The 2686-nt window shown below is 67.8% G+C and carries 2 protein-coding genes; both read left to right on the top strand.

What is annotated here, in order from left to right; all coding sequences use genetic code 11:
- Positions 1 to 648, top strand: a 648-nt coding sequence (locus tag ACZ5XS_RS45640; RefSeq protein ID WP_468661623.1) for a potassium-transporting ATPase subunit KdpA, incomplete at its 5' end; no start/stop codon positions are given.
- Positions 645 to 2686 (top strand): potassium-transporting ATPase subunit KdpB (gene kdpB, locus ACZ5XS_RS45635; RefSeq protein WP_468661622.1); only part of this gene is annotated, 2042 nt, incomplete at its 3' end. The genes ACZ5XS_RS45640 and kdpB, both read left to right, overlap by 4 nt.

Here is a 2686-nt window from a genome sequence, read left to right as displayed (position 1 = left end):
ACCGGTGCGGTGGACTCCTTCCACTCGTCCAACACGGGGCTCGGCGGCGGGCTGAACCTGCTGGGCATGCAGCTCGGTGAGATCGCCCCCGGCGGAGTCGGCTCGGGCCTGTACGGCATGCTGATCATGGCGGTCATCGCGGTGTTCATCGCCGGCCTGATGGTCGGCCGTACGCCCGAGTACCTGGGCAAGAAGATCGGCACCCGCGAGATCAAGTTCGCGGCCTGCTACATCCTCGTCACCCCGGCGCTGGTGCTCATCTTCACCGCCGCGGCGATGGCGCTGCCGACGCCCGGCAACTCGATGACGAACTCCGGCGCGCACGGTTTCTCCGAGATCCTGTACGCGTACACCTCGGGCGCCAACAACAACGGCTCGGCCTTCGCCGGCCTGAACGCGGACACACAGTGGTTCAACACCACCATCGGCATCGCGATGCTCCTGGGGCGGTTCCTGCCGATGGTGTTCGTGCTGGCGCTGGCCGGCTCGCTCGCCGAGCAGAAGCCGATACCGGCCACCGCGGGCACGCTGCGCACCGAAAAGCCGCTGTTCACCGGGCTGTTGGTGGGCGCGATCCTGATCATCACCGGTCTGACCTACTTCCCCGCCCTTGCGCTGGGACCGCTGGCCGAGGGGCTGGCGTCATGACCACCGACGTAACGAATCAAGAGGACTCGATGTCCACCTCGACTCCGACACTTGCTCCCCACCAGGACGCACCCACCGGCCACAAGACCGGCGAGGGCCGTGTCGGCGCGGGTCTTTTCGACCCCAAGCAGCTGCTCAGGTCGCTGCCGGACGCTCTCCGCAAGACCGACCCGCGGGTGATGGTCAAGTCACCCGTCATGTTCGTCGTGCTGGTGGGGTCCGTACTGACGACGGTGTTCTCCTTCAAGGACCCAGGTGACTGGTTCGGCTGGGCGATCAGCGCCTGGCTCTGGCTCACCGTGATCTTCGCCAACCTGGCGGAGGCGGTCGCCGAGGGCCGTGGCAAGGCCCAGGCGGACACCCTGCGCAAGGCCAAGACGGACACGGTGGCGCGTCGGCTGTCCCAGGACAGCGGGGCCGAGGAGCAGGTGCCCGGCACCGAGCTGCGCATCGGTGACCTGGTCGTCTGCGAGGCGGGTGACATCATCCCCGGCGACGGTGACGTCGTCGAGGGCGTGGCGTCCGTGGACGAGTCGGCGATCACCGGCGAGTCGGCCCCGGTCATCCGTGAGTCCGGCGGCGACCGCTCGGCCGTCACCGGCGGTACGAAGGTGCTGTCCGACCGCATCGTCATCAAGATCACGACGAAGCCGGGGGAGACCTTCATCGACCGGATGATCAGCCTGGTCGAGGGCGCCGCACGCCAGAAGACGCCCAACGAGATCGCGCTGAACATCCTGCTCGCCTCGCTGACCATCGTCTTCCTGCTCGCGGTGGCCACCCTGCCGCCGTTCGCCAACTACGCGGGCACGCATCTGACCATGGTCGTGCTGGTGGCCCTCCTGGTCTGCCTGATCCCGACCACGATCGGTGCGCTGCTCTCCGCGATCGGCATCGCGGGCATGGACCGGCTGGTGCAGCGCAACGTACTGGCCATGTCCGGCAGGGCGGTCGAAGCCGCCGGCGACGTGTCGACGCTGCTGCTGGACAAGACGGGCACGATCACGCTCGGCAACCGGCAGGCCGCCGAGTTCGTGCCGGTAGCCGGCACGACGGAGGCCGAGCTGGCGGATGCCGCCCAGTTGTCGTCGCTGGCCGACGAGACGCCCGAGGGCCGCTCCATCGTCGTACTGGCGAAGGAGAAGTACGGGCTGCGCGAACGTCACCAGGGCGAGCTGGCGCAGGCCGAGTGGATAGCCTTCACCGCCCAGACCCGTATGTCGGGCGTGGACGTCGACGGACGCAAGATCCGCAAGGGCGCGGCCGGTTCGGTCATCACATGGGTCAAGGAGCAGGGCGGCACGGTCGCCGAGGACGCCGATGTCCTCGCCAACCGGATCTCGGAAGCGGGCGGCACCCCGCTGCTGGTTGCAGTCGAGGACGACAAGGGTGCCCGCGTCCTCGGGGTGATCCACCTCAAGGACGTCGTCAAGGAGGGCATGCGGGAGCGGTTCGACGAGCTGCGCCGCATGGGTATCAAGACCGTCATGATCACGGGTGACAACCCGCTGACGGCCAAGGCGATCGCACAGGAGGCGGGCGTCGATGACTTCCTCGCGGAGGCCACTCCCGAGGACAAGATGGCGCTCATCAAACGCGAGCAGGCGGACGGCAAGCTCGTCGCGATGACCGGCGACGGCACGAACGACGCGCCCGCCCTCGCCCAGGCCGACGTCGGCGTGGCCATGAACACGGGGACGTCGGCCGCCAAGGAGGCCGGCAACATGGTCGACCTCGACTCCAACCCGACCAAACTCATCGAGATCGTCGAGATCGGCAAGCAACTCCTCATCACCCGGGGTGCATTGACGACCTTCTCGATCGCCAACGACGTCGCCAAGTACTTCGCGATCATCCCGGCGCTGTTCGCCGCGGTCTACCCGGGCCTGGACAAGCTCAACATCATGAACCTGTCCTCGCCCGACTCCGCGATCCTCTCCGCGGTCATCTTCAACGCGCTGATCATCATCGCGCTGGTGCCGCTCGCCCTGCGCGGCGTGCAGTACCGCCCGGTCAGCGCCGACAAGCTGCTCCGCCG

This window comes from Streptomyces sp. NPDC033131 (genome assembly GCF_055578365.1).
The sequence above is the reverse complement of the archived record's forward strand: the minus strand, read 5'-3'. Positions and strand labels throughout refer to the sequence as shown.